Origin of the sequence: Pseudomonas sp. EYE_354, assembly GCF_023148575.1 — a bacterium.
Taxonomy (GTDB): Bacteria; Pseudomonadota; Gammaproteobacteria; order Pseudomonadales; family Pseudomonadaceae; genus Aquipseudomonas.
Genome location: NZ_JAHXNQ010000004.1, coordinates 334,455 through 361,105, shown reverse-complemented (window position 1 = coordinate 361,105; position 26,651 = coordinate 334,455). Strand labels below are relative to the sequence as shown.

Annotated in this window: 24 protein-coding genes; 16 read left to right on the top strand and 8 right to left on the bottom strand. The window is 59.7% G+C overall.

Features of this window, described 5'->3' with window-relative positions; translation table 11 throughout:
* Positions 1 to 19 precede the first annotated feature (19 nt).
* Positions 20 to 838, bottom strand: coding sequence for a pyruvate, water dikinase regulatory protein (locus KZX66_RS08070; protein WP_003175525.1), 819 nt, complete (start codon positions 836 to 838; stop codon positions 20 to 22).
* Between the two features lie 178 nt (positions 839 to 1,016).
* Here KZX66_RS08070 and ppsA point away from each other — a divergent pair, with 178 nt between their 5' ends.
* The 8 genes from ppsA (at position 1,017) to KZX66_RS08030 (ending at position 9,114) form a co-directional block, all read left to right on the top strand.
* Positions 1,017 to 3,392 (top strand): phosphoenolpyruvate synthase, encoded by a 2,376-nt coding sequence (gene ppsA, locus KZX66_RS08065; RefSeq protein ID WP_248078138.1) that lies wholly within the window; start codon positions 1,017 to 1,019, stop codon positions 3,390 to 3,392.
* A 106-nt stretch (positions 3,393 to 3,498) separates the two neighbouring features.
* The gene (locus tag KZX66_RS08060; protein WP_248078137.1) at positions 3,499 to 4,488 is read left to right on the top strand and encodes an alpha/beta fold hydrolase; all 990 of its coding nucleotides are present in this window, start codon (positions 3,499 to 3,501) and stop codon (positions 4,486 to 4,488) included.
* 187 nt (positions 4,489 to 4,675) lie between these two features.
* Positions 4,676 to 5,167, top strand: a complete 492-nt coding sequence (rraA, locus tag KZX66_RS08055) for a ribonuclease E activity regulator RraA (protein ID WP_017527456.1) — start codon at positions 4,676 to 4,678, stop codon at positions 5,165 to 5,167.
* Between the two features lie 25 nt (positions 5,168 to 5,192).
* Positions 5,193 to 6,188: a zinc transporter ZntB gene (locus KZX66_RS08050; protein ID WP_248078136.1), complete on the top strand. Its 996-nt coding sequence runs from the start codon at positions 5,193 to 5,195 to the stop codon at positions 6,186 to 6,188.
* Between the two features lie 87 nt (positions 6,189 to 6,275).
* Positions 6,276 to 6,521, top strand: a complete 246-nt coding sequence (locus tag KZX66_RS08045; protein ID WP_248078135.1) for a CrfX protein — start codon at positions 6,276 to 6,278, stop codon at positions 6,519 to 6,521.
* Between the two features lie 2 nt (positions 6,522 to 6,523).
* Complete coding sequence (locus tag KZX66_RS08040; protein ID WP_003175519.1) at positions 6,524 to 7,348, top strand: mechanosensitive ion channel domain-containing protein; 825 nt, start codon at positions 6,524 to 6,526, stop codon at positions 7,346 to 7,348.
* 87 nt (positions 7,349 to 7,435) lie between these two features.
* A complete protein-coding gene (gene sigX / locus KZX66_RS08035) occupies positions 7,436 to 8,026 on the top strand; it encodes an RNA polymerase sigma factor SigX (protein ID WP_003175518.1) in 591 nt (196 codons plus the stop codon).
* Between the two features lie 107 nt (positions 8,027 to 8,133).
* Positions 8,134 to 9,114, top strand: coding sequence for an OmpA family protein (locus KZX66_RS08030; RefSeq protein ID WP_248078134.1), 981 nt, complete (start codon positions 8,134 to 8,136; stop codon positions 9,112 to 9,114).
* A 59-nt stretch (positions 9,115 to 9,173) separates the two neighbouring features.
* On the opposite strand, the gene cobA is transcribed toward KZX66_RS08030, so the two are convergent.
* The 5 genes from cobA to KZX66_RS08005 all read right to left on the bottom strand — a co-directional run bounded on the left by cobA (position 9,174) and on the right by KZX66_RS08005 (position 14,852).
* Positions 9,174 to 9,917: a uroporphyrinogen-III C-methyltransferase gene (cobA, locus tag KZX66_RS08025; RefSeq protein WP_248078132.1), complete on the bottom strand. Its 744-nt coding sequence runs from the start codon at positions 9,915 to 9,917 to the stop codon at positions 9,174 to 9,176.
* Positions 9,918 to 9,944: 27 nt separating this feature from the next.
* Positions 9,945 to 11,615 carry a bifunctional protein-serine/threonine kinase/phosphatase gene (locus KZX66_RS08020; protein ID WP_248078131.1) on the bottom strand — a complete coding sequence of 557 codons (1,671 nt, stop codon included), beginning with the start codon at positions 11,613 to 11,615 and terminating at the stop codon, positions 9,945 to 9,947.
* A complete protein-coding gene (locus KZX66_RS08015) occupies positions 11,615 to 12,826 on the bottom strand; it encodes a nitrate/nitrite transporter (protein WP_248078129.1) in 1,212 nt (403 codons plus the stop codon). The genes KZX66_RS08020 and KZX66_RS08015 overlap by 1 nt, the downstream gene beginning before the upstream one ends.
* 210 nt (positions 12,827 to 13,036) lie before the next feature.
* A complete protein-coding gene (locus tag KZX66_RS08010; RefSeq protein ID WP_248078128.1) occupies positions 13,037 to 13,612 on the bottom strand; it encodes an ANTAR domain-containing protein in 576 nt (191 codons plus the stop codon).
* Positions 13,613 to 13,625: 13 nt separating this feature from the next.
* On the bottom strand, positions 13,626 to 14,852 hold the full coding sequence (locus KZX66_RS08005) for a CmpA/NrtA family ABC transporter substrate-binding protein (RefSeq protein ID WP_248078127.1): 1,227 nt from the start codon (positions 14,850 to 14,852) through the stop codon (positions 13,626 to 13,628).
* A 221-nt stretch (positions 14,853 to 15,073) separates the two neighbouring features.
* Between KZX66_RS08005 and sctC the strand changes: the two genes are divergently transcribed.
* The 5 genes from sctC (at position 15,074) to KZX66_RS07980 (ending at position 18,918) form a co-directional block, all read left to right on the top strand.
* Positions 15,074 to 16,564 carry a type III secretion system outer membrane ring subunit SctC gene (sctC, locus tag KZX66_RS08000; protein ID WP_248078126.1) on the top strand — a complete coding sequence of 497 codons (1,491 nt, stop codon included), beginning with the start codon at positions 15,074 to 15,076 and terminating at the stop codon, positions 16,562 to 16,564.
* A gap of 14 nt (positions 16,565 to 16,578) precedes the next feature.
* Entirely contained in the window at positions 16,579 to 16,803 is a 225-nt protein-coding gene (locus KZX66_RS07995; RefSeq protein ID WP_248078125.1) for a FliM/FliN family flagellar motor switch protein, read from the top strand.
* Positions 16,804 to 16,949: 146 nt separating this feature from the next.
* Positions 16,950 to 17,348 (top strand): winged helix-turn-helix domain-containing protein, encoded by a 399-nt coding sequence (locus KZX66_RS07990; RefSeq protein ID WP_248078124.1) that lies wholly within the window; start codon positions 16,950 to 16,952, stop codon positions 17,346 to 17,348.
* The gene (locus KZX66_RS07985; protein WP_248078200.1) at positions 17,341 to 17,802 is read left to right on the top strand and encodes a transglycosylase SLT domain-containing protein; all 462 of its coding nucleotides are present in this window, start codon (positions 17,341 to 17,343) and stop codon (positions 17,800 to 17,802) included. The genes KZX66_RS07990 and KZX66_RS07985 overlap by 8 nt, the downstream gene beginning before the upstream one ends.
* Positions 17,803 to 17,889: 87 nt before the next feature.
* Positions 17,890 to 18,918 (top strand): quinone-dependent dihydroorotate dehydrogenase, encoded by a 1,029-nt coding sequence (locus tag KZX66_RS07980; protein WP_248078123.1) that lies wholly within the window; start codon positions 17,890 to 17,892, stop codon positions 18,916 to 18,918.
* A 124-nt stretch (positions 18,919 to 19,042) separates the two neighbouring features.
* On the opposite strand, the gene KZX66_RS07975 is transcribed toward KZX66_RS07980, so the two are convergent.
* The gene (locus KZX66_RS07975; protein ID WP_002553055.1) at positions 19,043 to 19,258 is read right to left on the bottom strand and encodes a ribosome modulation factor; all 216 of its coding nucleotides are present in this window, start codon (positions 19,256 to 19,258) and stop codon (positions 19,043 to 19,045) included.
* Between the two features lie 532 nt (positions 19,259 to 19,790).
* Between KZX66_RS07975 and rlmKL the strand changes: the two genes are divergently transcribed.
* Positions 19,791 to 22,055 carry a bifunctional 23S rRNA (guanine(2069)-N(7))-methyltransferase RlmK/23S rRNA (guanine(2445)-N(2))-methyltransferase RlmL gene (gene rlmKL / locus KZX66_RS07970; protein ID WP_248078121.1) on the top strand — a complete coding sequence of 755 codons (2,265 nt, stop codon included), beginning with the start codon at positions 19,791 to 19,793 and terminating at the stop codon, positions 22,053 to 22,055.
* 139 nt (positions 22,056 to 22,194) lie between these two features.
* The gene (locus KZX66_RS07965) at positions 22,195 to 24,582 is read left to right on the top strand and encodes a diguanylate cyclase (RefSeq protein ID WP_248078119.1); all 2,388 of its coding nucleotides are present in this window, start codon (positions 22,195 to 22,197) and stop codon (positions 24,580 to 24,582) included.
* A gap of 11 nt (positions 24,583 to 24,593) precedes the next feature.
* Here the strand turns inward: KZX66_RS07965 and dacB are convergent, their stop codons facing one another.
* The gene (gene dacB, locus KZX66_RS07960; protein ID WP_248078117.1) at positions 24,594 to 26,054 is read right to left on the bottom strand and encodes a D-alanyl-D-alanine carboxypeptidase/D-alanyl-D-alanine-endopeptidase; all 1,461 of its coding nucleotides are present in this window, start codon (positions 26,052 to 26,054) and stop codon (positions 24,594 to 24,596) included.
* Between the two features lie 236 nt (positions 26,055 to 26,290).
* Here dacB and KZX66_RS07955 point away from each other — a divergent pair, with 236 nt between their 5' ends.
* Positions 26,291 to 26,635 (top strand): YggL family protein, encoded by a 345-nt coding sequence (locus tag KZX66_RS07955; RefSeq protein ID WP_003193255.1) that lies wholly within the window; start codon positions 26,291 to 26,293, stop codon positions 26,633 to 26,635.
* The last annotated feature ends 16 nt before the right edge of the window (positions 26,636 to 26,651 follow it).

Sequence of the window (26,651 nt, the reverse complement as noted above, 5' to 3'; positions counted from 1 at the left end):
CTGGGGGAAGGGATGCTGGTTACTTGAACCGTCGCTCTACACCCTTTTCCACCAGAATCTTCGCTGAAATCTCTTCCACCGAAAAATGCGTGGAATTGATGTGCGCAATATTCTCGCGACGGAACAGATTTTCTACTTCGCGCACTTCAAACTCGCACTGGGCATAACTGGAGTAGCGACTGTTGGGTTTGCGCTCGTTACGGATGGCGGTGAGGCGGTCCGGGTCGATGGTCAGGCCGAACAGCTTGTGCGAATGGGCGCGCAGCGCGGCCGGCAGCGTCAGGTGCTCCATATCGTCTTCGGTCAACGGGTAGTTGGCCGCGCGGATGCCGAACTGCATGGCCATGTACAGGCAGGTGGGCGTTTTGCCGCAGCGCGACACGCCTACCAGGATCAAATCGGCCTTGTCATAGTAGTGGGTGCGCGCGCCATCGTCGTTATCGAGGGCAAAGTTCACCGCCTCGATACGCTCCATATAGTTGGAGTTATGCCCAATGGAATGGGACTTTCCGACCGAATAGGAGGAGTGTTCACTCAACTCTTGCTCCAGTGGCGCGAGGAACGTCGAGAAGATGTCGATCATGAAACCATTCGAAGTGGCGAGGATCTCACGAATGTCTTGATTGACGATGGTGTCGAAAATGATCGGCCGAAAGCCGTCTTTTTCTGCCGCCAGATTGATTTGTTGTACCATGGCCCGCGCTTTATCCACGCTGTCGATATAGGGCCGCGTGAATTTGGCGAACGTGACGTTTTCGAACTGCGCGAGCAGGCTTTGACCCAATGTCTCAGCTGTAATGCCGGTGCCGTCGGAGATAAAGAAAGCAGATCGTTTCATTTGAGCCCTGGGCCTTAAGCTGATGACGAATCTTGGATATGATAGGCGCGATTTTGCTGTCCCACAGTGGGCCGCATTCTCACTTATTTTCCAGGTCCAGGCCACAAACGCAGGTATTCGCTCCTACTGAGCAGCCGGCGTCCTGAGCTTTTCCAACACAGTTAGTGGAGAGATCACCTTGGTAGAGTACGTAGTTTCCCTCGATAAGCTCGGCGTCCATGATGTAGAGCACGTGGGGGGCAAGAACGCATCCCTCGGCGAGATGATCAGTAATCTTGCAGGCGCTGGTGTTTCGGTGCCGGGTGGTTTCGCCACCACGGCCCAGGCTTACCGTGATTTTCTCGAACTGAGCGGCCTCAATGCTCAGATCCACGCCGCGCTGGATGCTCTGGACGTCGATGACGTCAACGCCCTGGCCAAGACCGGTGCCCAGATCCGTCAATGGATCATGGAAGCCGAGTTCCCCGAGAAGCTCAACGAAGAAATCCGCACCGCCTTCGCGGCACTGTCGGCCGGCAATCCGGACGTCGCCGTTGCGGTGCGCTCCTCGGCCACCGCTGAAGACCTGCCCGATGCCTCCTTTGCGGGTCAGCAGGAGACCTTCCTCAACATCCGCGGCGTCGAAAACGTGATCCGCGCGGCCAAGGAAGTGTTCGCCTCGCTGTTCAACGACCGCGCCATTTCCTACCGTGTACACCAGGGTTTCGACCACAAGCTGGTGGCCCTGTCTGCCGGTGTGCAGCGCATGGTGCGTTCGGAAACCGGCACCGCCGGCGTGATGTTCACCCTCGATACCGAGTCCGGCTTCCGTGACGTGGTGTTCATCACCGGCGCCTACGGCCTGGGCGAAACCGTCGTACAAGGCGCGGTCAACCCGGACGAATTCTACGTACACAAGGGCACCCTCGAAGCGGGCCGCCCGGCCATCCTGCGCCGTAACCTGGGCAGCAAGGCGATCAAGATGATCTACGGCGACGAGGCCAAGGCCGGTCGTTCGGTGAAAACCGTCGAAGTCGACAAGGCTGACCGCGCGCGTTTCTGCCTGACCGACGCCGAGGTCAGCGAACTGGCCAAACAAGCAATGATCATCGAAAAGCACTACAAGTGCCCGATGGACATCGAGTGGGCCAAAGACGGTGACGACGGCAAGCTGTACATCGTGCAGGCTCGCCCGGAAACCGTGAAAAGCCGCATCTCGGCCAACGTTATGGAACGCTACCTGCTCAAAGAAACCGGCACCGTGCTGGTGGAAGGCCGCGCCATCGGCCAGCGCATCGGCGCCGGCAAGGTGCGGATCATCAAGGACGTCTCCGAGATGGACAAGGTCCAGCCAGGCGACGTCTTGGTTTCCGACATGACCGACCCGGACTGGGAACCGGTCATGAAGCGCGCCAGCGCCATCGTCACCAACCGTGGCGGGCGTACCTGCCACGCGGCGATCATCGCTCGTGAACTGGGGATTCCAGCGGTCGTCGGTTGCGGCAACGCCACCCAACTGCTCAAGGATGGCCAGGGTGTCACGGTGTCCTGCGCTGAAGGCGACACCGGGTTCATCTTCGAGGGTGAGCTGGGCTTCGACATCAAGCAAAACTCCATCGACGCCATGCCGGACCTGCCGTTCAAGATCATGATGAACGTCGGCAACCCGGACCGCGCCTTCGATTTCGCGCAGTTGCCGAACGCCGGTGTGGGCCTGGCCCGTCTCGAATTCATCATCAACCGCATGATCGGCGTGCACCCCAAGGCCCTGCTGAATTACGACGGCCTGCCGCCGGAGATCAAGGACAGCGTCGACAAGCGCATTGCCGGCTACAACGACCCGGTGGGCTTCTACGTCGAGAAGCTGGTGGAAGGCATCAGCACCCTGGCTGCGGCGTTCTACCCGAAAAAGGTCATCGTGCGCCTGTCGGACTTCAAGTCCAACGAATACGCCAACCTGATCGGCGGCAAGTTGTACGAGCCGGAAGAAGAGAACCCGATGCTGGGCTTCCGTGGCGCGTCGCGTTACATCAGCGAAGCGTTCCGCGACTGCTTCGAGCTTGAATGCCGCGCGCTCAAGCGTGTACGCAATGAGATGGGTCTGACCAACGTCGAAATCATGGTGCCGTTCGTGCGCACCCTGGGCGAAGCCAGCCAAGTAGTGGACCTGTTGGCCGAAAATGGCCTGTCCCGTGGTGAGAATGGCCTGCGCGTCATCATGATGTGCGAACTGCCGTCCAACGCGATTCTGGCCGAAGAGTTCCTGGAGTTCTTCGACGGTTTCTCCATCGGCTCCAACGATCTGACCCAGCTGACCCTGGGCCTGGACCGTGATTCGGGGATCATCGCGCACTTGTTTGACGAGCGTAATCCTGCGGTCAAGAAGCTGCTGGCGAACGCCATCCAGGCGTGCAACAAGGCCGGCAAGTACATCGGCATCTGTGGCCAAGGCCCTTCCGACCACCCTGACCTGGCCAAATGGCTGATGGAACAGGGCATCGAAAGCGTCTCGCTGAACCCGGATTCCGTGCTGGAAACCTGGTTCTTCCTGGCTGAAGGTCAAGCGTCCGCTTAAGGTCGCTTGGTCAAAAGTGCCGGTCACCTGTTGAGGGTGACCGGCATTCTTATCTGTACAGGGCGGGCATCCTTGCGGACGCCGCCCTTTTTTGTGCAAGAGCATTATGCAAAGCAGCAGCAATCTGTTTCCCGTCGCCTTGATCAGTGCTGAACGTCGTGGCGACCTGAGTGAAGATGTATACCGCCTCAAGCCCGGTAACAGCCCCGACGGCACCGTCGAGCTGGCGGTTACCCGATTAGGCCTGGCTGATGTCGCGGAAAACCGGGGCATCCCCGTTATTTTGTTGCATGGCAGCTTTTCCAATCGACGCTTCTGGTACTCGCCCAAAGGTATCGGCCTGGGCGCCTACTTGGCGCGGCAGGGGTTTGACGTGTGGATCCCGGAAATGCGCGGTCATGGTCTGTCCAAGCGCAATCACGACTACGCCAAAAACCGGGTTGCCGACTACGCGCGTTACGATTTGCCGGCCATCGGCGCGTTTGTGAGGGAGCAAAGCGCTCAGATTCCACATTGGATCGGCCATTCCCTGGGAGCTACCACCCTGGTGGCGGCCCTTGGCGGTCAGTACCTGGGGGCACCGGCGGTGGCTTCGGTGGCATTGTTTGGCTGCCAGATCAGCCGCACCCACTGGCCGTTGAAAATCCCGCCGGTGGAATGGACCGGCCGATTGCTCATGAAACGCTTCGGCCGGGTATCTGGCTCGCGGTTCAAGCGCGGCCCGGAGGATGAGCCTGCGGGCGTGATGATCGAGGCCATGCGCTGGAATGGTTTGTTCGGCCGTTTTGGCGATGCAAAGCAGGATTGGTGGAAAGGTCTCGCCCAAGTCGAGGTGCCATTACTGGCAGTCAGCGCCGCTGGCGATCAACAGGACCCGGACTGGGCCTGTCGTAAACTTTTCGACCAGGTCGGCTCTGAACATCGCCAGTACCTGCTCCTTGGACGCCGGCAGGGTTTCACTGGAGATTTCGGGCATGTGGAGATGTTGGTCAGCAAAGCGGCTCAGGTCGAAGTGTGGCCGCTGGTGGAGCAATGGCTGAAGGACCCGCTCGCTCCTTTGTTCGGTGCCCCTGCCGAGATCCCTGCGACGGTTTGATGCAGGGCTCTGCCAAGGGCGTTTCGCTCCTGCAAGGTTGCGGCTAAGATATGACGCGTTAAACGCTTCTGGTCATATTCAGTCGCTTGGTCGCTATTGCGTTACGGCGAAGCGAATGGGATGTTGCGCACCGGCCTCGCTGGCGCTTCTTTCGAAAGACACTTCTTTGGCAGAAAGGAATTTTTCAATGAACCATTACGTGACCCCCGACCTGTGCGACGCCTACCCGGAACTGGTGCAGGTGGTCGAGCCGATGTTCAGCAATTTCGGTGGCCGAGATTCCTTCGGTGGCGAGATTGTCACCATCAAGTGCTTCGAAGATAACTCGCTGGTCAAGGAGCAAGCCGATCAGCCGGGCGCCGGCAAGGTGCTGGTGGTCGACGGTGGGGGGTCACTGCGTCGCGCTTTGCTGGGCGACATGATTGCCGAGAAAGCCGCGAAGAATGGCTGGGAAGGCCTGGTGATCTACGGTTGCATCCGTGACGTCGATGTCATCGCCCAGACCGACCTGGGGGTGCAGGCCCTGGCCAGTCACCCGATGAAGACCGACAAGCGTGGTATCGGCGACCTGAACGTGGTGGTCACGTTTGCCGGCGTGACCTTCCGGCCCGGCGAATACATTTATGCCGATAACAATGGTGTGATCGTTTCGCCCAGCCCGCTGAAAATGCCTGAATAAATCGCAATAGCCGACAGGGGTGAGGATGTTCGAGGAAGAAAACGCGCAATGGGGGTTGGTGCATGCCCTGGTGCTGGACGGTAAAGGCGGTGCGCGTTCGATTGCCCGGACTGAGCTCGATGATTTGCAGCTGCAGCCCCAGGAAAGCCTGTGGCTGCACTGGGATCGCAGCCATCCTCAAACGCAGACCTGGCTGCGCAAAGCCAGTGGTTTGAGTGAGTTTGCCTGTGATCTGCTGCTGGAGGAGAACACGCGGCCAAGGCTGCTACCGTTGCCCGAGGCCGAACTGCTGCTGTTTCTGCGTGGGGTTAACCTCAACCCCGGCGCTGAGCCCGAAGACATGGTCTCGGTACGCATTTTCGCGGCCGCAAGCCGTGTGATCTCGCTGCGCCTGCGCCCGCTGCGTGCCACCGATGAACTGCTGGTGCAGTTGGCGGACGGCAAAGGCCCAAGAACCGCGTCGGAACTCATCCTCTATATGGCGCAGTACCTGACCAATAAAGTGCAGGATCTGGTCACGGACTTGTCAGAAATCGTCGATACCGAAGAAGAAAAACTCGATACCGACGAACGGTACACTCCCGAACACGGCAGCATTTTGCAGATCCGTCGGCGAGCGGCCGGGCTCAAGCGATTCCTGGCGCCGCAACGGGATATTTTCGCCCAACTGACCCGAATCAAATTAGCGTGGTTCTGTGACGACGATGCCGATTACTGGAACGAATTGAACAACAGTCTGACCCGCTACCTGGAAGAGCTCGAACTGACTCGGGAGCGCGTGGGGCTTGTGCTTGAGGCTGAAGACCGCCGTTTGAGCGTGCGTATGAATCGCACCATGTACCGCTTTGGGATCATCACCGGGATCTTTCTGCCGATGAGCTTTTTGACCGGCCTGCTGGGCATCAACGTGGGGGGCATACCGTTCTCGCAGAGCCCTTACGGATTCATGTTGGCGTGCCTGTTGATGGTGTCGGTGGCCCTGGGACAATGGTGGCTTTTTCGACGATTACGCTGGGTTTGAGCTGAATATGAGCTGAACGTAGGAAAGGGGGCATGTGACCCCAGGAATTTTACCCTCGTCTTTTAAATCACTTGCGAGAGGTCTTTTATGCACGATCCGTTCGAACAGTCTTTGCGTGACATGCTCAATGCCTCGCCGTCCAACCGCGACGACGATGCCTGCCTGGGCCGCGTTTTGAAAACCGCCAACCGTCAAGTGGGGGCGGGTGATCTGTTCGGGCTGCTCGGTCGTTGGCTGCCGGCGTTGATGATGGCCCTGAACAATGGTTCGGCCCACGTATCACCGGTCTCCCGTCGTAAACCTCTTGCGTGCACTGCTGATAAGGCTGATTGAATATGGAACTTGATCTCTGGACCCAAAGCCTGGTCACCGCAATGACCGCATTGTGGACCAAGGTGGCGAACTTCATTCCGAACCTGTTTGGTGCGCTGGTCCTGGTATTGCTGGGTTTTGTCGTGGCCAAACTGCTCGACACCCTGCTGTCCAAATTGCTCGCAAAGCTGGGCCTGGACCGCTTGATGGCGGGTACTGGCCTGACCAAGCTGCTGGGGCGTGCCGGGTTGCAGGTGCCGATCTCCACATTGATCGGCAAGATCGTTTATTGGTTTGTTTTGCTGATTTTTCTGGTATCGGCGGCTCAGTCTCTTGGACTTGAGCGAGTTTCAGCTACGCTCGACATGCTGGCGCTGTATTTGCCGAAGGTTTTCGGTGGCGCGCTGGTATTGCTGGTAGGTGTGCTGCTGGCGCAACTGGCCAATGGGCTGGTGCGCGGCGCTGCCGAAGGCGTGGGGCTGGATTATGCAGCTGGCCTGGGGCGAATTGCCCAGGGTCTGGTGATTATCATCAGTATTTCAGTCGCGATCAGCCAGTTGGAGGTCAAAACTGACCTGCTCAACCACGTGATTGTGATCGTTTTGATTACCGTTGGTCTGGCCGTTGCGCTGGCCATGGGCTTGGGAAGTCGGGAAATTGCCGGTCAGATTCTTGCGGGAATCTATGTGCGTGAGTTGTATCAGGTGGGGCAACAGGTGCGTGTGGGCGAGGTCGAAGGGCAAATCGAGGAGATCGGCACAGTCAAGACGACGGTGCTGACCGATGACGGCGACCTGGTGTCGTTGTCCAATCGGATTCTCCTGGAGCAGCAGGTCAGTAGCCGCTAATCCGGCAAACCCTGCTAATGTACGCCGCCGCAAACCCGGCTGACCGGGCTGTAGCGGACATTGACCTGACTGTCGGCACGACTTGTTTTGAATAAAGCCCAAACGCTGTCCACGCGCTATGACCCCCGTGAGCTCTCTGATGAGGAGTTGGTCGCGCGTGCGCACACGGAGCTGTTTCACGTAACTCGCGCGTATGAAGAATTGATGCGCAGATATCAACGCACTCTGTTCAACGTTTGTTCAAGGTATTTAGGGAACGATAGAGATGCGGATGATGTCTGTCAGGAGGTGATGCTCAAGGTGCTGTACGGCCTGAAGAACTTCGAGGGCAAATCGAAGTTCAAGACATGGCTCTACAGCATCACGTACAACGAGTGCATCACGCAGTATCGGAAGGAACGGCGAAAGCGTCGCTTGATGGACGCTTTGAGTCTTGACCCCCTTGAGGAGGCGTCTGAAGAAAAGGCGCCGGCACCCGAGGAGAAGGGCGGACTTGATCGCTGGCTGGTGTATGTGAACCCGATTGACCGGGAAATTCTGGTGCTTCGATTTGTCGCAGAGCTGGAGTTTCAGGAAATCGCTGACATCATGCACATGGGTTTGAGTGCTACAAAAATGCGTTACAAGCGTGCTCTAGATAAATTACGTGAGAAATTTGCGGGCGAGACTGAAACTTAGTGCGTGGCAAATATCTCTTACGTGTAGGCAAGTTCTGTTAGACTTGTCGCCGAGTTGTCCCCCGGTTTGTGGGACTGCTTTACAATCACCAGATGGGGATTTAACGGATGAAACTGAAAAACACCTTGGGCTTGGCCATTGGTTCTCTTATTGCCGCTACTTCTTTCGGCGTTCTGGCACAAGGCCAAGGCGCAGTTGAAGGCGAGCTGTTCTACAAGAAGCAGTACAACGATAGCGTCAAGCACATCGAAGACGGCTTCAATCCTGGCGCTCGCATCGGTTACTTCCTGACCGACGACCTGTCCTTGAACCTGTCCTACGACAAAACCAACCACACCCGTTCGAACGACGGTACTGGCAACCAGAAGATCAAAGGTGATACCGGCAGCCTGACTGCTCAGTACCACTTCGGTCAGGCTGGCGTTGACAGCCTGCGTCCATACGTAGAAGGCGGTTTCGGTCACCAGAGCCGCACCAACGTGCTGGCTGACGGCCACAGCGGTCGCGATCAGACCACTCAGGCTATCGTGGGTACCGGTGTTAAGTACTACTTCACCAACAACCTGTACGCTCGTGCCGGTGTTGAAGCTGACTACGGTCTGGACAACGGCAAGTGGGACTACTCCGCACTGGTCGGTCTGGGCGTGAACTTCGGCGGTAACGCTGGCGCAGCTGCTCCAGCTCCTACCCCAGCACCAGCTCCAGAGCCAACTCCAGAGCCAGAAGCTCCAGTTGCTCAGGTTGTTCGTGTTGAGCTGGACGTTAAGTTCGACTTCGACAAGGCCGTTGTTAAGCCTAACAGCTACGGCGACGTGAAAAACCTGGCCGACTTCATGGCTCAGTACCCAGCTACCAACGTAGAAGTTGCTGGTCACACTGACTCCGTAGGTCCAGACGCCTACAACCAGAAGCTGTCCCAGCGTCGTGCTGACGCTGTTAAGCAAGTCCTGGTTAAAGACGGCGTGGCTCCTAGCCGTGTAACTGCTGTAGGTTACGGCGAATCCCGCCCAGTTGCTGACAACGCAACTGAAGCTGGTCGTGCTGTTAACCGTCGTGTAGAAGCGTCGGTTGAAGCTACCGCTCAGTAATTACTGAGTTGTAGAAAAAACCCGGCTCCGGCCGGGTTTTTTTTCGCCTTGAATTTACCTCAAGCGCTGGCTGCCGATGCCAGGAAGGCGGCTTGTTCAGCGGCGGCAACACTGCCGATCACCAGGATCGCCGGGCTCTTCAAAGCGAATGTGTGTGCATCCTCATGCATCCTCGACAACTCACTGCGGCATTCGCGCTGCTGGGGCAGCGATGCATTTTCGATCATCGCCACGGGCATGTGCGCGGCCATCCCGCCTTCCAGCAATTGCCGACGAATCTCCTCCAGCTTGGCCACCCCCATATAAATCACCAGGGTCGTGCCGCCTTCGGCCAAGGCGCGCCAGTTGAGTTGGCTATCGTCCTGAGTGTGTGCCGTGACCAAAGTCACGCCACGGCTGACTCCGCGCAACGTCAGTGGAATCGCGCAGTTCGTTGCTCCGGCCAATCCAGCGGTAATCCCGTTGACCAGCTCTACCTCGATGCCGCGCTCGCGCAGCCATATCGCTTCTTCGCCGCCGCGTCCGAAAATGCACGGATCGCCGCCCTTGAGCCGTACCACGCACTTGCCCTGGCGTGCGTAGCGCAGCATCAGGCGGTGGATAAAATCCTGCGGCGTTGAGCGGCAGCCACCGCGTTTGCCCACGGTAATAACCCGCGCCTGGGCACAGTGTTCCAACACCGCTGGGTTGACCAGATCGTCGATCAATACCACATCGGCTTCGTGCATTGCCCGTACCGCTTTGAGGGTCAACAGTTCCGGATCACCGGGGCCTGCGCCCACCAGCCAGACTTTTGCATTCATGGGGGTTTGCCTCGTGTAGAGATGACGTTAACTGTGAAAAACGGAATACAGCAGCACCAGGTTGATCAGGAGCGACAGCAACGCCAGGGTGCGCCAGACCATCAATGGCTCGCGCTCCAGCAGCGGGCGTGGGCGAACGCTCAGCTCCCGCCGATCGGCTTGCTCAAGCACCACCAACCATTCTTCGGCGGTTTCGTAACGTTGTTCTGGTTGTGACGCCACGGCCCGCTCCAGGCTCAGTGGTAGCCAATCCGGCAGGTCGGGCCGATAGCGGCTGGCGCTGACCGGCTGGCTGAACCTGGGCCGTTGGAACGCTTCGATTTCCCCGTAGGGATAGTGCCCGGTCAGCAGGTAATACAGGGTGACGCCGACGCTGTATAAATCCTGTTGGGCCGTAGGACGTTCGCCATTGAAGGCCTCGGGTGCAATAAAACTGGGGGTGCCGGGTAGCGCATGGGCACGGTCTTCTGAAAGACCGGGGCAGTACGCCAAGCCAAAATCCAGCATGCGTAATTCACCGTCGTCGCCCAGCAGCAGGTTTTCCGGCTTGATGTCGCGGTGCAGGATCTGCCGTCGATGCAGCATGCCCACCGCCCGCAGCAAGCGCTCGGCCACCGACTGCCATTGCGCCAAGGGTAATGGGCCTTGGCGCTTGAATGTTTCGGCCAGGGTCAGCCCCGGATATTCACGCATCACGTAGTACAAATGCTGACGTGCACTGGCGGCATGCACTTCAGGGAACGCCCGACCGGCCACCCGTCGCAAAAACCATTCTTCCGAAAGCAGCGCCTGGCCGGCGTCGCTGTCGTCGTCGCGGTTCAGGGGCAGAGTCTTCAGCAGCCAGGGTTGCTGTTGGGCATCGTGCACCCGATACAGCACTGACTGTCGGCTCTGTGCAAGCACTGCGTCCACGTGCCAGCCTTCAAAGCGTTGGCCGGGTTTTAAAGCTGGTGGCAGGGGCCATTGCTGCAATTGCACCAGCGCGTCGCCCAGGGTGGCTTCTCCAAGGGTGTCGATACGCACCAGCAAGGCGCTGGCATTGTCCTGGCTGCCGGCCAGATGCGCCGCGTTGACCAGGGTGTTGACCGCCAGGTCCAGGTCGGTCTGCTCGCGCAGGATCCCTCGGATACTGTGATCACCCAGCGTGGCCCAAACCCCATCGCTGAGCAGCAGGAAGCATTCGCCCTCGCGCAATTGACCGTCGAGGAAGTCCAGCACCAAATGCTGATCCAGGCCCAGCGCGCGCTTGAGCACGTGCTGCATCCCTGGCTGGTCCCATACGTGGTCTTCGCTGATGCGCTGCAGTTCACCGTCCAGCCAGCGATAGGCCCGACAGTCACCGACATGCGCCAGGGTAAAGCGCTGTCCGCGAAACACCAGGGCACTGAGGGTGGTGAGCAACGGTTGGCCACCTCCATTGGCCTGCAGCCAGCGATTCTGCGCCAGCAGCAAGCGTTCCAGGGCCTGCGCCACGCTCCAGGTTTGCGGCGTGGCGTAGTAATCCAGGGCCAGGGCCTGCAAGGTCGAGCGGGCGGCCAGACCACCATCGGCGCATTGGCTGACACCGTCGGCCATGGCACAGAGGTAGCCTTTGCTCGCCGCCAGCTCTGCCACGGGGGTGACCACCCGCAGCGCGTCCTGGTTTTCTGCCCGTGGGCCGATGGCGCTGGCTTGGGCGACGCTCAGTTGCAGGCTCATCAGACGCGCGCAGCGGTCACGGCAGCCGAGCCCCAAGTGGTTCTCCAGCGACGCTTGACGCCATGCAGGCCGAACCACGCCAGCACGCCGAGGCTGGCGAACAACCACAAGGCCAACTGATAGCTGCCGGTGCTTTGCTTGATGGCGCCCATGCCGGCCGCCAGGGCGAAACCACCGATGCCGCCAGCCATACCGATCAGGCCGGTCATTACCCCGATTTCACGGCGAAAACGCTGCGGCACCAACTGGAATACAGCGCCATTGCCCGCGCCCAGACCGAGCATGGTGCAGACAAAAAGTGCCAGCGCCGCGTAGGAGCTGGGCAGGTTGAAGCCCACCGCTGCAATGCAGATCGCCGCCACGCTGTACATGCCGAGCAGGGTACGGATCCCGCCGAAACGGTCGGCCAGGGCGCCACCCAGTGGGCGCATCAGGCTGCCACCGAACACGCAGGCGGCGGTGTAGTAGCCGGCGGTGACGGGGCTCAGGCCGTACTGGTCGTTGAAATAGCCGGGCAGGGCGCTGGCCAGGCCGATAAAGCCGCCAAAGGTCACGCTGTAGAAAAACATGAACCACCAACTGTCGCGGTCGCCCAAAGCCTTGAAGTAGTCAGCCATGGATTTGGCTTTAGGGCGTTCGGGGGCATTTTGCGCGAGCCAGGCGAACACAATCAGGGTCAGGATCAGCGGAATCAGCGCGAAGCCGAACACATTGCTCCAGCCAAACGCCGCTGCCAGCACTGGTGCGAGCAAGGCGGCGAATACGGTGCCGGAGTTCCCGGCACCGGCGATGCCCATGGCCTTGCCCTGATGTTCTGCCGGGTACCATTGGGAGGCCAGGGGCAGCGCCACGGCGAACGACGCGCCGGCCATGCCGAGGAACAGGCCCAACAGCAACGCTTGCTCGTAACTGTGAATCCCCAGTTTCCAGGCGCCGAATAACGCGACGATCACGATCACTTGGCCAATCAGACCCGCGGTCTTGGGCGACAGCTTGTCCGCCAGCATGCCCATCAGAAAGCGCAGCACCGCGCCCGCCAGGATCGGCGTGGCCACCATCAGGCCGCGTTGTTGGGTGGTCAGGTGCAGGTCGGCGGAGATTTGCACGGCCAGAGGCCCCAACAAATACCAGACCATGAAGCTCAGGTCGAAATACAGGAACGCGGCAAACAGGGTCGGGGTGTGCCCGGATTTCCAGAAGCTTGATTTCATCACGCACCTCAACGGTTGGGAGTCTTATAGAAGGCCTGGTGATGGAGCAGCCGGCTGAGGCCACCCCACCGGCCCCGTGTTAAAGGGGCCAAAACAAAAAAACGCCGCCACCGGGTTCGCTAAGGCAAACCGGATGTGCGACGTCTTTGTCGTGGAGGGGCAACCGCCGTTGGTTACCTGTAGTAATTCTTTAGCAAGTCCCGCGCCATATCAGCCGAGCAACTCGCTCATGGCGATAATCTGCTCGGCGACCTGGATCAATTTCTGCTGGCGGCTCATGGCCTGCCGGCGCATCAGGGTGTAGGCCTCTTCCTCGTTGCAGTCCTTCATTTTCATCAGCATGCCTTTGGCCAATTCAATGCGCTTGCGCTCGGCCAACTGCTGGTCACGGGCCTGAAGCTGCGCGCGCAACGCCTGATCGCTTTCGAAACGAGCCATGGCCACGTCGAGAATCGGCTGCAGGCGCTGGGCCTGGATGCCTTCGACGATGTACGCACTGACGCCTGACTTGATGGCCTGGCGCATCACGTCCGGATCATTCTCGTCGGTAAACATTACGATCGGCCGTGGTTGGTCGCGACTGACCAGCACCACTTGCTCCATCACATCGCGGCCCGGTGACTCGGTATCGATCAGGATCACGTCCGGGCGCACCGTTTCGACGCGCGCCGGCAGGTCGATGGTCAGGCCGGACTCGTCGATGACCTCAAAACCGGCCTCGATCAGCGCGGCTCTGAGGCGCCCGACCTTGCGTGGGGTGTCATTGATCAACAGGATTCGCAGCATAGAGGTGCTCCCGTCAGCGTAAGGCTTGGCGGCTGGCGTGTTCGGCCAGGGCGTGCAGACGGAAGCTGCGGGCGTACGCGGCAGGGTCCGAGCCGTCCCAGACCTTGCCGTCGATCAGTTGGCTGCTGCGCGTGTCGTGCTGCGGGGTGTTGATACCCAAGGCATCGGCCGCTTGGCGATAAAGCGTCAGTTGCTGTACGCGACGGGCAACGCCTTGGTAGTCAGGGTCTTCGCGCAGCAGACCCCAGCGTCGAAACTGGGTCATGAACCACATGCCATCGCAGAGGTACGGCAGGTTCACCTCGCCGTCGGCGAAAAATCGCAGGGCATGGGGGTCCTGCCAGCGGTTACCCAGGCCATCGTCATAAACCCCCAGCAGGCGCGGTTCGATGCACTCGACAGGCGCGTCAAGGTAGTCGCGACCGCTGAGTAACTGCGCAGTGGAGCGGCGGTTTTCGGTGCTTTGCTCAATGAACCGGCTGGCTTCGAGAAGGGCCATGACCAGCACGCGGGCGGTATTGGGGTATTGGTCGACGAAGGCTTGTGTGCAGCCGAGTACCTTTTCCGGATGATTCGGCCAGATCGCCTGGGTCGTTGCCAGGGTAAACCCCTGGTGTTGCGCTACCGCGCTGGCACTCCAGGGTTCGCCGACGCAAAAGCCGTCGATACGCCCAGCCTGTAAGTGCGCCACCATTTGCGGCGGCGGGACCACTACACTGTTCACGTCTTGCAACGGATGAATGCCCTGGCTGGCGAGCCAGTAATACAGCCACATCGCATGGGTGCCAGTGGGAAAGGTCTGGGCGAAGGTGAGTTTTGTTCGGCTTTGGTGCACGTGGCGGTCCAGCGCCTCAGGAGTGACCACCCCCTGGTGTTGCAGGCCGCGGGACAGGTTGATGCTCTGACCGTTCTGGTTGAGCCCCATCAACACCGCCATGTCGGTAGGCGCTACACCGCCGATACCCAAGTGCACGGCATAGATCAGCCCGTACAGGCTGTGGGCGGCATCCAGTTCGCCGCTGACCAGTTTGTCCCGCAGGTTGGCCCATGAGGATTGACGCTTGAGGTTCAAGGTCAGGCCGTAGGGTTGCGCAAAGCCCTGGGTGGCGGCCACCACCAGGGTCGCGCAATCGCTAAGGGCCATGAAGCCCAGGTCAAGGCTGCTTTTTTCCGGTGCATCGCTGCCGTTGACCCATGCCAGCGGGTCTTTTATCGGGCTGTTGCCAACCGAATCATTCATCACTATCTACCTTTTCTTTCAAAAAAAAGCGTCGTTCCCTCAAATGGCGATGCAAGCCATTGCGGGTAACGACGCCTTTGTCCGTAAGCCCGCTCCGCCGTTGGTGCGCGCTTTGATACAGAGTGCTTAGCAAGGCACATGCCACGGGCCGAGCGGCACGCCTGACCATCAGCTTTTCATCAAGATTGAAAGTGAGCGCCCTCTCAGTATGGCCGCTTCTTATGACCTGGCTGCCCAGCAAACCCATGGCGTACGCTGACTTCTCCGCAACATTATCCTGCCACTGGCTGTGCCGCTGGTTGCTGTGTACTGCCTTGGTGCTGGTAAACGGGTCGGCCTGGGGCAAAAGCTATCAGGCGCAGGACGAAAGCCTGCATACCGTTTTTACCGTCCTGTCGTTGCCCCTTGGCGTGCCTGTCGTGGCGAGCCGTGAGGTCGCGCGTAAACGCTTCAGTGGAACTGTCGATCTCGAGGAACCCCAGCAGGCACTTGAGGCGTTGGCGTTACAACACGGCTTGATCTGGCACAGCGACGGGCAAGTGCTTTACCTCTATGACGCCAGCGAGGCAAAAAGCTCGGCGGTGACGTTGCGGCATATTTCCGTCGACAGGTTTCGCAGCCTGATGCGCCGTTCCGGGTTTGATGAAAATCGCCATCCCTTGCGCGTAAACGGGCAGCGGACATTCTATGTGTCCGGCCCGCCACGCTATGTTGATCAAGTACTGAACCTGGCTCAGTTGATGGATCGCCAGCGCGCCGCATTGCGTGTGGGGAACCAGGCGTTTGCCGTGGTGCAAATCCTCAATACGCATGTGGCGGACCGTGAGTACGCGATGGGCGAGGACAAGGTCGTGGTGCCAGGGATGGCGTCGATGATCAAGACCCTGCTGGCAGGCGAACAGAAGGGCCCATTGGCCGACAAGGGGCTTGCGGTGATCGCCTATCCAGACACCAACAGCTTGCTGGTCAAGGGCAAACCCGCCCAACTCGGTTTCATTGAGCAACTGGTGGCCGAACTGGACACGCCCAAGCGGGCTATTGAGGTTTCGTTGTGGCTGGTTGATGTAGAGCGTGAAGCGCTGGAAAAGCTGGATCCGGCCTGGGGTAAGGAGGTCAAGACCCAGGTTTCACGGGTTTTCGAACCACTGGACGACGAGCGGTTGATGGCGCAAATCGCCACGCTGGAGCGTCGACGTCGGGCCAGGGTGTTGACATTGCCGGTGATTCTCACCCAGGAGAATGTGCCGGCCGTGTTTCGGGATAACCACACGTTCTACCTGCCAGCTCCCGGAGAAGACGACACCGATTGGAAGCCTGTGAGTTATGGCTCGCAGGTCAGCGTTTTGCCGCGTTTTGTCGGGGCGAATCAGATCGAGATGCTGCTTGATATTGTGGATGGACGCCAGGTGAGTGAAGTGGGGCGGCGGGGTAAGCCGACAGCGGTGGGTCAGGTAGGGGTCAGCAGCGTGGTTCGGGCACCGCAGGGTAAACGTCTTTGGCTGGGTGCATTTAGTCGGGAGGAACGAGCGCAAGGACGCAGTGCTGGTTCGGGCAGCTCGTCCAAGGTTCGTCTGTTCGTGATTCAGGCCAGGGCCGTGGCTGATGAGCCTGCCGCCCAGGCCGCAGGCAGTGGCCCACCGCCTTTGACGTCGGCGCAATACGAGCGTGTGCAACGTGCGTTCGTGCGACCGGGTCGCGACATCTCTCCATAAAAGGCGCTCATCCAATGCATCTGGAAATTTTGTTACAGGAACAATTGATCAGTCGCAGGCGGCTTGCGGCTTTCGCGCCGGGAAAGGTGCTGCCATTGGCGCCGCAGGTTACTCATTGCGTAGAGGTACGGGTGAACGGCCAGTTGCTCGCCTTGGGCGAATTGGTGCAATTGGAGGATCGGTTAGGGGTTGAGCTGCACGAGGTCTACCAAGAGTGGGTATCAAGTGGGAGGGTGTAGAGAAAACTCTTACAGGGTGATTCTAAAAAGCGCTCGACATATGGGCTCTTTCCTAGGGTGCGACGTCATGTAGATTTTTATAGTCGGGGCCTGGGCGAAAGAGCCAGTACTGCAAACAAGGACTTCAATGTCATACCGAGGTAGCTATGGCCGTCGTGAATGATGGGTTGACGACGACTTCCCTGATCTTTGACCGTTGGACCCTGCTGGATGATGGTCGCCTGACCGGTGACGGTGTGGATGTTCAGTTACCCCCCAAGGAGTGGCATGTATTGAGGCTGCTGCTGCGCTCAGGCGGTCTGCTGATGACCAAGGATCGGCTGTTGGAGCTGGTATGGCCCCAGGGAGAGGTCGCCGAGGAGTCGCTGACGCGCTGTATTTACTCACTTCGCAAGCATCTGGGTGCCGATAAAGGATTTATCAAGACGATCTATGGTCGCGGGTACCGCTTTACCTGTCCGGTGAGGGCTGAAGGCGATGGGGCGGCGCGTGTGGGGAGTGTGGAGCATGTCTGTTCGGCGTGTGGCCAGGTCAGTCATGGGTAAGGGATGGCGCAACGTGTTGTTGCTTGGGCTATTGATGAGTAGCGCTCAGGCGCAGGCCTATTGCTGGGAAGAAACTGCCCGGCGTTACGACATCGAGCCGGAATTGCTGCAGGCTATCGCCGCCGTCGAGTCAGGTTATAGCCCCGAGGTAATTAGCGACGCGAACCGCAACGGCACCCGCGATGTGGGGCTTATGCAGATCAACAGCATTCACCTGCCACGTTTGCTCAAGCTGGGCATTACCGAGGAGCGGCTATTAGCCGAGCCCTGCCTCTCGGTGGAGGTGGGTGCTTCGATACTGGCCGAGTTTATCCAGCGCTTTGGCTACAACTGGACGGCGGTGGGGGCCTACAACGCAGGCCCGGGCTCGGGGCCGCAGCGCGACGCGTTGCGAATGCGCTACGCAGAAAAAATCTGGGCGCGTTACGAGGCACTGGTACAGCAGCGCTATTGACGGTTTCGGCGGCGCGCCTCGCGTGCGCACCGCCACCCTGGCTATAATCGCAGCCACCTTCCGCCGCCATTCGAGTCTAGCCCCCCCATGTATACCCTGGCCCGCCAGCTGTTGTTCAAACTCTCCCCGGAAACTTCCCACGATCTGTCCCTGGACCTGATCGGCGCCGGTGGCCGGCTGGGGCTCAATGGGCTGGTATGCAAGGCGCCGGCAAAAATGCCGGTGTCGGTGATGGGGCTGGAGTTCCCCAACCCGGTGGGTCTGGCCGCCGGCCTGGACAAGAACGGCGCGGCCATCGATGGCTTTGCACAACTGGGCTTCGGTTTTGTCGAGATCGGCACCGTGACCCCGCGACCGCAGCCGGGCAACCCCAAGCCGCGTATTTTCCGTTTGCCGGATGCGGAGGCGATCATCAACCGCATGGGCTTCAACAACCTGGGCGTCGATCACCTGCTATCGCGGGTTCAGGCTGCGAAATTCAAGGGCATTCTTGGCATCAACATCGGCAAGAACTTCGACACGCCGGTAGAGCGCGCCGTGGATGATTATCTGATCTGCCTGGACAAGGTCTACGCCCACGCCAGTTATGTCACCGTCAACGTCAGCTCGCCGAACACGCCGGGCCTGCGCAGCCTGCAGTTCGGTGACTCCCTCAAGCAATTGCTCGAAGCCTTGCGCCAGCGCCAGGAAGATCTGGCCGTGCGCTATGGCAAGCGCGTGCCCCTGGCCATCAAGATTGCCCCTGACATGAGCGATGAAGAAACCGTGCTGGTGGCCCAGGCCCTGGTGGAGTCCGGTATGGACGCGGTCATCGCGACCAACACCACGTTAAGCCGTGTCGGCGTCGAAGGTCTGGCCCATGGCGATGAGGCGGGTGGCCTGTCGGGTGCGCCAGTTCGGGACAAGAGCACGCATATCGTCAAGGTTCTGGCCGCCGAGCTGGCTGGCCGCTTGCCTATCATTGCGGTAGGCGGTATCACCGAGGGCAAGCACGCGGCCGAGAAAATCGCCGCCGGTGCAAGTCTGGTGCAGTTGTATTCCGGCTTTATCTACAAAGGGCCGGCACTGATTCGCCAATCGGTGGATGCCATTGCCGCTTTGCCAAGAAACCCTTGATCGCCACCCATTAAAAAGGGCTCCATAAAGGAGCCCCCTGGGCCGAAGCCCGCCGCCCGGATAGGACGTGCGTGGTTAAGTCGTTACATATTCAAAGGTGGTGTGTCGGAGTTAAGTGCCCTGATTAGCCGACGGCGTGAAGTTCGTTGAGTCTGTGGATTCCCGCAGTGCCTGTCATACCGTCCCAGTTGTCGCCGCGTCCTTCGCGCCAGCCGTTGATCCAGGCTTGACGTACCGACGGTAGAGTAAAGGGGCAAAGCTCACGGGATTTGCCATGAACGCCATATTGATATCCGCGTAAAAATGCTCTTTCCAACGGATCACGCTTAAGTCTTCTCATAGGGTGTTTCCCTCACTTGTTGACTGTCTTGATATCCTTCGGCCTCGTCTGGGGCCGGGCAGAGTTTTTCTGCCGTTGGTGGGCTCGCTGCCGGCGTGGCGAGCCAAGGTGTCGGCGTCGTTACGGCGCCAACCTGTGTTGAGTTCTAACCAATAGGTCACATGGATTCAATGATCGTTTTGTCATAAGCACGTAACGATAACGATGCTATAGCCATAAGCTGGGATGGCTTTTCGCCCCATTTGTCTGGCAAAGCCAGCTATGATGCACCCTGCAAAGAGGATGGGTTTAATCCTTTAGTGAGAATGTCCGCCCGTTGCAGTCGGTTACTATTCGACGAAGGGTCGGAATATTTCTTTTTGTTGCTTTAAAAATTCACTCTGCCCCGTCAATAAAGGCCCAAGGGTTCGTCAGACGGGGTGGAACGGCACATTCGTGCCACGCGAGCACTCTTCAAGAAAAGTGCTTGATTGAAAACCGAACCGGCGATGCGTCGCTCGTTCATTTATTGCTGAAAAGCCTGGAATGCCCCATGTCGGACCGTTTTGAACTCTTCCTCACCTGCCCCAAAGGCCTCGAAGGCCTGCTGATCGAGGAAGCCGTCGGGCTTGGCCTTGAGGACGCCCGCGAGCACACTTCGGCCGTGCGCGGCATGGCCGACATGGAAACCGCCTACCGCCTGTGTCTCTGGTCGCGCCTGGCCAACCGCGTGCTGCTGGTGCTCAAGCGCTTCCCGATGAAGGACGCTGAGGACCTCTATCACGGCGTGCTGGATATCGAATGGGCCGACCACATGGTCAGTGACGGTACCTTGGCGGTGGAATTCAGCGGTCACGGCTCGGGCATCGACAACACCCACTTCGGCGCGCTGAAGGTCAAGGATGCGATCGTCGACAAGCTGCGCACCCCGACCGGCGAACGTCCGTCCATCGACAAGATCAACCCGGACCTGCGTATTCACCTGCGCCTGGACCGCGGCGAAGCCATTTTGTCGCTCGACCTCTCCGGCCACAGCCTGCACCAGCGCGGCTATCGCCTGCAGCAAGGTGCGGCGCCGTTGAAGGAGAACCTGGCGGCAGCCATTCTGATCCGTGCCGGCTGGCCGCGCATTGCGGCCGAAGGCGGCGCGTTGACCGACCCGATGTGTGGCGTGGGTACCTTCCTGGTTGAAGGCGCAATGATCGCCGCCGACATGGCGCCCAACCTCAACCGCGAGCTGTGGGGCTTCACCACGTGGCTGGGTCACGTCCCGGCGTTGTGGAAGAAGCTGCACGCCGAGGCCACTGAGCGCGCGGCCATCGGCATGAACAAAGCCCCACTGTGGGTGCGTGGCTACGAAGCGGATCCACGCCTGATCCAACCCGCGCGCAACAACATCGAGCGCGCAGGCCTGAGCCACTGGATCAAGGTGTATCAGGGCGAAGTCGGTACCTTTGAACCGCGCCCGGACCAGAACCAGAAAGGCCTGGTGATCTGCAACCCACCGTACGGCGAGCGCCTGGGTGACGAAGCCAGCCTGCTGTACCTCTATCAGAACCTGGGTGAGCGTCTGCGCCAGGCATGCATGGGCTGGGAAGCGGCGGTGTTCACCGGCGCGCCGGACCTGGGCAAGCGCATGGGTATCCGCAGCCACAAGCAGTATTCGTTCTGGAACGGCGCCTTGCCGTGCAAATTGCTGCTGATCAAAGTCAACCCGGACCAGTTCGTCACCGGCGAGCGCCGCACCCCGGAGCAACGCCAGGCCGAACGTGAACAGGCGGCTTACGATCAGGCCCCGGCCGAGCCGCAAGAGCGTCAGTACAACAAGAACGGTAATCCGATCAAGCCCGCTCCGGCGCCGGTGGTCGAGCAAGCGCGCCTGAGCGAAGGCGGGCAGATGTTCGCCAACCGTCTGCAAAAGAACCTCAAGTTGCTGGGCAAGTGGGCCAAGCGTGAAGGCGTCGATTGCTACCGTGTCTACGATGCCGACATGCCGGAATACTCCATGGCCATCGACCTGTACCACGACTGGGTGCACGTGCAGGAATACGCTGCGCCCAAGTCCATCGACCCGGAAAAAGCCTCCGCACGCATGTTCGATGCGCTTGCCGCCATCCCTCAGGCGCTGAACATCGACAAGAGCCGTGTGGTGGTCAAGCGTCGTGAGCGTCAGAGCGGCACCAAGCAGTACGAGCGCCAGAGCGCCCAGGGCAAGTTCACCGAGGTCAGCGAAGGCGGCGTGAAGTTGCTGGTCAACCTCACCGACTACTTGGATACCGGCCTGTTCCTCGACCACCGCCCGATGCGCATGCGTATTCAAAAAGAGGCGGCCGGCAAGCGTTTCCTCAACCTGTACTGCTACACCGCCACCGCCAGTGTGCACGCGGCCAAGGGCGGCGCGCGCAGCACCACCAGTGTCGACCTGTCCAAGACCTACCTGGACTGGGCCCGTCGCAACTTCTCGCTCAATGGTTTCTCCGACAAGAACCGCCTGGAGCAGGGCGATGTGATGGCGTGGCTGGAAGCCAGTCGCGATGAGTTCGACATGATCTTCATCGACCCGCCGACCTTCTCCAACTCCAAGCGTATGGAAGGCATCTTCGACGTGCAGCGTGACCACGTGCAATTGCTCGACCTGGCCATGGCCCGCCTGGCACCAGGTGGCGTGCTGTACTTCTCGAATAACTTCCGCAAGTTCCAGCTCGAGGACAACCTCAGCGAACGCTATGCGGTCGAGGAGATCAGCGATAAAACCATCGACCCGGATTTTGCGCGCAATGCGAAGATCCACCGGGCCTGGAAAATCACCGCGCGCTGATCGATGTACCTAAAAGCCGCAAGCCTGGTTTATTCCGCGCTTGCGGCTTTTTTGCGCTGGTCAAACCGTGGGGCGGTAGCTATAACTTAAGGCCTAGCCAAAGTGACACCCCCGCACGCTGGCGTTGTGAGTGTTGCCTATGCCGTTGCAAGCCGTCCGCCCGAAGATCCTTGGCTTTATCAGTGAACAGGCGTCGGCTTGGCTGGTGGCATTGGTGGTGTTTCTGGTGGGGTGCGCTCTGACGCTCGTCCTCACTTGGGCGGCGTCTGACCTTTACCGGCAGCAGGTACGCCAGCGCTTTCAGTTGCTGGCCAATGAACGCTATACCCGCCTGCAGGAGCGCTTCGAAGACCAGGAACAACGCTTGAACAGCCTGCGCCGGTTCTTCATTAACTCCGACGATGTTTCCCGCGAAGAATTCGATGGTTTCGCCCAGCCCCTGTTGTCGCGGGCCCGTGCCTACGCCTGGGCGCCCCGGGTGTTTCGCGAGCAGCGCAGCAGGTTCGAGCAAGAGCAGTCCCGGCTCAGCGGTACGCCCTTTGTTATCCGTGAATTGAATGCGGCTGGTGAGCTGGCCCCGTCGCCTGAGCGCGATGAATACGTGCCGGTGCTCTATAGCCAGACGCAAAGCCTGTTGGGTTCGCCGCTGGGCTTTGACCTGCTGGCCCAGCCCCTGCGGCGCTCGACGCTGGAGCGGGCGCAAAAGAGCGGCATGCTGGCGGTGTCCCAGCCAATGCAATTAGTGGGGATAGAGCCCGCTTACGCCACGGGCGTGCTGCTGGTGGCACCGGTTGCTTCGCAACAGTCCCAGGATCAGTTTCGAGGCTATGTGATGGCGGTGATCAGCATGCGTCAGCTGGTGGCCGACGGGCTGCCAAATCCAGAGCGGGACAACCTCGTGATGCAGATTGTCGATACCTCCGACCTGCAAAAACGCATGCTTTACGCGTCCAGTAATACTGTGGGCGACAGCGATCTGGTCGGCGCGCGCCGACTGACCTTGGGCGACCATGTGTATGCGCTGACCCTGCGCCCAAGCCAGGTATTTGACCAGGCCAACCATTCATCCCTGACCACCATCCTCACCATGGGCGGGTTGCTCAGCCTGTTGCTCAGCGCCCTGCTTTATGTGCTGGTCAGCCAGCGTCAACGCGCCTTGAAACTGGTGGAAGAGCGCACCTTAGAGCTGCGCCAGCGCGAGCAGGAGGTGCGTGACGCCCATGGCCAGTTGCGCAGCGTGCTCAATGCCGCCACCCAAGTGGCCATCATTGCCACCGACCTGCGCGGCACCATCAATACATTCAACGCCGGCGCCGAACAGATGCTCGGATTCAAGGCTGAGCAGGTGGTGGGCAAATTGACCCTGGAGAGCCTGCACCTGGCGCAGGAACTGGAGACGCGCGCTGCCAGCCTGAGTGTGGCCATGGGCAAGCGCATCCCTGCCAGTCAGGCGATGCTCGGCGAAAGCCCCGACAGCCTGCACGAAGCCCACGAATGGACGCTCGTGCGCCAGGATGGCAGCCAGTTGACGGTGAACATGCTGGCCACCGTGTTGCTGGATGATCACGGCTTATGGATAGGATACCTGGCGATCTACCTGGACATTACTGAACAAAAACGTGCCTACGAGGCCTTGGCGGCGCGCGACCGCTTGCTGAAGAAACTCAGTGCCCATGTGCCGGGCGGGATCTTCCAGTTCACGCTGGAACCCCAGGAGAACTGGCGCTTTATCTATGCCAGTGACGGCATGCGCGACATCTATGAAGTGGAAACGGGGATATTGCAGCAGGATGCGACACGGGCCCTCGATCGTATCCATCCGCTGGATGTGGAGCGGGTGCGGGCTTCGATTCGCCTGTCGGCGTTGCAGTTGAGTCATTGGCGCGAAGAGTATCGGGTGCTGCTGCCCCAACGAGGTCTGCGCTGGATCCGCGGCGAGGCCACCCCGGAGGAGTTACCTGGCGGCGGTACGCTGTGGCACGGTTATGTGTCGGACATTTCCGATCTCAAACGAGTGGAAGAAGAGCTGCGCGCACTGTCGATCACTGATTCGCTGACGGGGATTCATAACCGCCGCTATTTCCAGGACCGTCTCAAAACCGAGATGGTGCGGGTCGGCCGCACCCGCGGGGCCTTGTCGGTGATCATGTTGGATGTCGACCATTTCAAACGGATCAACGACAAGCATGGGCATGCGGTCGGCGACGGGGTGTTGCAGGAGTTATGTAAACGCATCAGCCAACGCTTGCGTCGCACGGATGTGTTTTGCCGCTTGGGCGGCGAGGAGTTCATGGTGCTGTGCCCTAACACCGACAGCGAGCAGGCCTACTGTTTGGCGATGGAGTTATGGCAGTCGCTGCGCGGTGAGCCGATGAGCCCGGTGGGCATCGTTACCGCCAGCTTTGGCGTGGCCAGTTGGCGGGTCGACGAGGGCATTGATAGTTTGTTGCTACGCGCCGATTCTGCGGTGTACGCGGCCAAGCAGGCGGGCAGGGATCGGGTTGAAGCGCCCGGCCTGCCTGTCTGATCCCCGGTCCGTTAGAGCACAGGCGCTGCGGCTGCCAGCTTCGGTTGGCGATACAGGTCCAGCAGCACCTGATCCAGCACCGACGAAGCACCCCAGGGCTTCGGATCGTTTAGGATCGCCACCACCGCCCAGGTGTTGCCATTGTTATCACGGCTGAACCCGGCGATGGCGCGCACGGTGTTCAAGGTCCCGGTCTTGACGTGGGCTTCGCCGCGCATGGCGGTGGTCTTCAGGCGTTTGCGCATGGTGCCGTCGGTGCCGGCAATCGGCATTGAGCTGATGTATTCGGCAGCGTACGGGCTCTTCCAGGCAGCTTGCAGCATGGCGGCCATCTCGCGGGCGCTGACGCGCTCGGCCCGTGACAGGCCTGAGCCGTTTTCCATCACCAGGTGGGGTGCGGTAATGCCTTTTTTCGCCAGCCACTGGCGCACCACACGTTGTGCTGCTTTGGCGTCGTCACCATCGGCATCGTTGCGAAACTGCGCGCCGAGGCTCAGGAACAGTTGCTGGGCCATGGTGTTGTTACTGTATTTGTTGATGTCGCGGATGATTTCCGCCAGGTCCGGCGAAAATGCGCGGGCCAGTACCTTGGCATCCTTGGGGACGGGGGCCTGAATATCACGCCCCTGGATGCTGCCGCCCAACTCCTTCCAGATCGCCCGTACGGCGCCGGCAGTGTAGGTGGCATGGTCCAGCAGCGACAGATACGTCTGCGAGCTGCAGCCATCGCCCAACTGGCCGCTGACGGTGACCGTCACGCTGCCATCGGCGGCGGTGACCGGGTTGTAGCGCACGTCACCCGTGCATTGCTTGGCGTTGGACGCCTTGACCTGATTGTCGATGCGAATACTGGCAATCGGCGGTTCGACCGACACGATCACACGTCCGGAATCATTGCGGGTGACAAACCGCAGGGCCTTGAGGTTGACCAGCAGCGCGTCGGGCTTGACCAGGAACGGCTTGTTCTCGTCGTTGCCGTCGTCGTTGAACTCCGGCAATTGCGGCGGGATAAAGAAGCCACGGTCCAACACCAGATCGCCCGTGACTTGCTGCACGCCGTTGGCGCGCAGGTCGCGCATCAGCAGCCAGAGTTTTTCCATGTTCAGCTTGGGGTCGCCGCCGCCCTTGAGGTACAGGTTGCCGTGCAACACGCCGCCGCTGAGGGTGCCGTCGGTGTAGAACTCGGTTTTCCACTGGTGGTTGGGGCCCAGCATTTCCAGGGCCGCATACGTGGTGACCAGCTTCATGGTGGACGCGGGGTTAACCGAGACATCGGCGTTGAAGACGGTGGGGGTGCCGGGGCCGTTGAGCGGGATCATCACCAGCGACAGCGCGGTGTTTTGCAGCTTGGCTTTGGCAAGGGCTTGCTGAACGTTTGGTGGAAGGGTGTTATTGACTGGGGCGGCATTGGCGCAGAGGGCCAATGGCAGAAGAAGACCGGCAAGTAACAATGGACGTAAAGATTTGATCATAAGAAATAAAACCCTACTTCTAGGAGGGTGAAAAAAGGCGAGGGCTATGTAAGAAAATCCCTCATTGGTCATGAAAGTGTCGGCATTATGCCCCAAGGTTGACGTACTTGTGGCTGAACCATCGCTGGAAATAGGCGTTTTTTTGCAGGCAGTGCGCCGCCTGTCCCAGAGAGTCGGGCAATCGCCGGCTTAAACTGCTAAAGTGCCGCCCGTTATTACTTAAGAGGATTGTTCCAATGGCGACTAACCGTTCCCAGCGTCTGCGCAAAAAACTGTGCGTTGATGAATTTCAAGAGCTGGGTTTCGAACTGAACCTGGACTTCAACGAAGGCCTGAGTGAAGAAGCTATCGACGCTTTCCTCGAAGCATTCATTAAAGAAGCCATGGAAGCCAACGGTCTGGGCTATGTCGGCGGCGATGACTACGGTCTGGTTTGCCTGCAGAAGCGCGGCTCGGTTTCCGAAGAGCAGCGTGCTGCTGTTGAAGCCTGGCTGAAAACCCGTTCCGAGCTGACCAAGGCTGAAGTCAGCCCGCTGCTGGACGTGTGGTATCCGGAAAAGCCGATCAACGCGGCTAAGTGATACAAAAAAAGCGGCG

Bases quoted from the DNA above. Each gene is read 5' to 3' on its own strand.
- KZX66_RS08070 (WP_003175525.1), bottom strand. From the start codon at position 838: ATGAAACGATCTGCTTTCTTTATCTCCGACGGCACCGGCATTACAGCT.
- KZX66_RS08060 (WP_248078137.1), top strand. From the start codon at position 3,499: ATGCAAAGCAGCAGCAATCTGTTTCCCGTCGCCTTGATCAGTGCTGAA.
- rraA (WP_017527456.1), top strand. From the start codon at position 4,676: ATGAACCATTACGTGACCCCCGACCTGTGCGACGCCTACCCGGAACTG.
- KZX66_RS08050 (WP_248078136.1), top strand. From the start codon at position 5,193: ATGTTCGAGGAAGAAAACGCGCAATGGGGGTTGGTGCATGCCCTGGTG.
- KZX66_RS08045 (WP_248078135.1), top strand. From the start codon at position 6,276: ATGCACGATCCGTTCGAACAGTCTTTGCGTGACATGCTCAATGCCTCG.
- KZX66_RS08040 (WP_003175519.1), top strand. From the start codon at position 6,524: ATGGAACTTGATCTCTGGACCCAAAGCCTGGTCACCGCAATGACCGCA.
- KZX66_RS08030 (WP_248078134.1), top strand. From the start codon at position 8,134: ATGAAACTGAAAAACACCTTGGGCTTGGCCATTGGTTCTCTTATTGCC.
- cobA (WP_248078132.1), bottom strand. From the start codon at position 9,917: ATGAATGCAAAAGTCTGGCTGGTGGGCGCAGGCCCCGGTGATCCGGAA.
- KZX66_RS08020 (WP_248078131.1), bottom strand. From the start codon at position 11,615: ATGAGCCTGCAACTGAGCGTCGCCCAAGCCAGCGCCATCGGCCCACGG.
- KZX66_RS08015 (WP_248078129.1), bottom strand. From the start codon at position 12,826: ATGAAATCAAGCTTCTGGAAATCCGGGCACACCCCGACCCTGTTTGCC.
- KZX66_RS08010 (WP_248078128.1), bottom strand. From the start codon at position 13,612: ATGCTGCGAATCCTGTTGATCAATGACACCCCACGCAAGGTCGGGCGC.
- KZX66_RS08005 (WP_248078127.1), bottom strand. From the start codon at position 14,852: ATGAATGATTCGGTTGGCAACAGCCCGATAAAAGACCCGCTGGCATGG.
- sctC (WP_248078126.1), top strand. From the start codon at position 15,074: ATGACCTGGCTGCCCAGCAAACCCATGGCGTACGCTGACTTCTCCGCA.
- KZX66_RS07995 (WP_248078125.1), top strand. From the start codon at position 16,579: ATGCATCTGGAAATTTTGTTACAGGAACAATTGATCAGTCGCAGGCGG.
- KZX66_RS07990 (WP_248078124.1), top strand. From the start codon at position 16,950: ATGGCCGTCGTGAATGATGGGTTGACGACGACTTCCCTGATCTTTGAC.
- KZX66_RS07985 (WP_248078200.1), top strand. From the start codon at position 17,341: ATGGGTAAGGGATGGCGCAACGTGTTGTTGCTTGGGCTATTGATGAGT.
- KZX66_RS07980 (WP_248078123.1), top strand. From the start codon at position 17,890: ATGTATACCCTGGCCCGCCAGCTGTTGTTCAAACTCTCCCCGGAAACT.
- KZX66_RS07975 (WP_002553055.1), bottom strand. From the start codon at position 19,258: ATGAGAAGACTTAAGCGTGATCCGTTGGAAAGAGCATTTTTACGCGGA.
- rlmKL (WP_248078121.1), top strand. From the start codon at position 19,791: ATGTCGGACCGTTTTGAACTCTTCCTCACCTGCCCCAAAGGCCTCGAA.
- KZX66_RS07965 (WP_248078119.1), top strand. From the start codon at position 22,195: ATGCCGTTGCAAGCCGTCCGCCCGAAGATCCTTGGCTTTATCAGTGAA.
- dacB (WP_248078117.1), bottom strand. From the start codon at position 26,054: ATGATCAAATCTTTACGTCCATTGTTACTTGCCGGTCTTCTTCTGCCA.
- KZX66_RS07955 (WP_003193255.1), top strand. From the start codon at position 26,291: ATGGCGACTAACCGTTCCCAGCGTCTGCGCAAAAAACTGTGCGTTGAT.